2 protein-coding genes and 1 pseudogene are annotated in these 1,214 nt (G+C 36.7%); 2 read left to right on the forward strand and 1 reads right to left on the reverse strand.

What is annotated here, in order from left to right; genetic code table 11:
- Nucleotides 1-714: IS3 family transposase (locus A9G25_RS12005; RefSeq protein WP_065626405.1), on the forward strand; the 714-nt coding region annotated here is incomplete at its 5' end.
- Nucleotides 715-813: 99 nt separating this feature from the next.
- Entirely contained in the window at nt 814-1,161 is a 348-nt protein-coding gene (locus A9G25_RS13235; RefSeq protein ID WP_065626229.1) for a hypothetical protein, read from the forward strand.
- A gap of 2 nt (nt 1,162-1,163) precedes the next feature.
- Here the strand turns inward: A9G25_RS13235 and A9G25_RS13475 are convergent.
- Nucleotides 1,164-1,214: pseudogene (locus A9G25_RS13475) on the reverse strand (hypothetical protein); the annotation flags it as partial.

Genomic DNA, 1,214 nt, shown 5'->3' on the forward strand with positions numbered 1-1,214 from the left:
AAAGCCCGTTTGGGTGCGCCAAGCCTGCTTCATGATGCAAGAGAAGCAGGCTATCAAGTTTCAGAAAGGACAATTAGCCGTGTTTTGCAACAATTGGGATTACGGAGTAAAGCAGCACGTAAATTCAAGCATAAAACAGACAAGGCTCATCACAATATTGCGCCCAACACGTTAGATAGGCAATTTAATCCTGATAAGCCTAATAAAACATGGGTAACCGATATTACTTATATTAAAACGGGTGAAGGTTGGTTATATTTGTCGGTGATTATCGATTTATATGGACGAAAAGTGATTGCTAGGCAAACCAGTCGCTACATAGACCGCCATTTAGTGTGTAATACATTAAAACAAGCTTTATTTCGGCGTCACTTTCCTAAAAATGTACTCATTCATAGTGACCAAGGAAGCCAATATTGCAGTGCTGATTTCAAGCAATTATTGTTACAATATGGGCTAAGGCAAAGCATGAGTCGAAGAGGCAACTGCTTTGATAATGCGGTTGTTGAGAGTTTTTTTCATACACTCAAAACACATATTATTCATGACTGTTACTACAAAACGAGGAAGCAGGCTAATAAAGCACTATTTGAATATATTGAAATCTATTATAATCGGATACGCCGTCATTCAGCCAATGGCTGGGTATCACCTGAACAATATGAACAACAATATTACCAAAACGAAAAAATGATAGAGGCGGGCACTGTCTAATATTTTGGCGAGGATCAAAGGTTATGTACAAAGTTATAAGAGTTTTGGCTATAATGACGAAGAAGCTAGACAAATGGCAGGCAGAACCATTGCACAATAATGATAGTCAATGGTATTACAGGGACTATAACTTTTCCTAAAATAAACAAAATTTTGGGGAGTGGCAAGTTATTAGCTGTAAAGGGGACGAATGCAAATAAACCATTAGATAAAGATTATTTCGAATCAGAATACGGAAAAGGAAATGTTGAACAAGGCGGTGGAAATTATAAAGAGACTAAGGATAAAATACTGGATAATCAGGTTACCAATCAGAAAGGAAACGAAAGTAGCAAATTTGGTGACCATGTAAAAAAAGAACAAGATATTAATGCTGGAATGGCAACACATTTTCAAACAAAAAAATTAAGGGGTAAGTGTTTTTTAAATTCAACGGGAGGCAAGTAGCCTAACGAAGAATGTAATCGTTTATGATTATACCAATAGGCATAAGCCGAAAA

It is taken from the genome of Gilliamella sp. Bif1-4, assembly GCF_001690535.1.
GTDB classification, from domain to species: domain Bacteria; phylum Pseudomonadota; class Gammaproteobacteria; order Enterobacterales; family Orbaceae; genus Gilliamella; species Gilliamella bombi.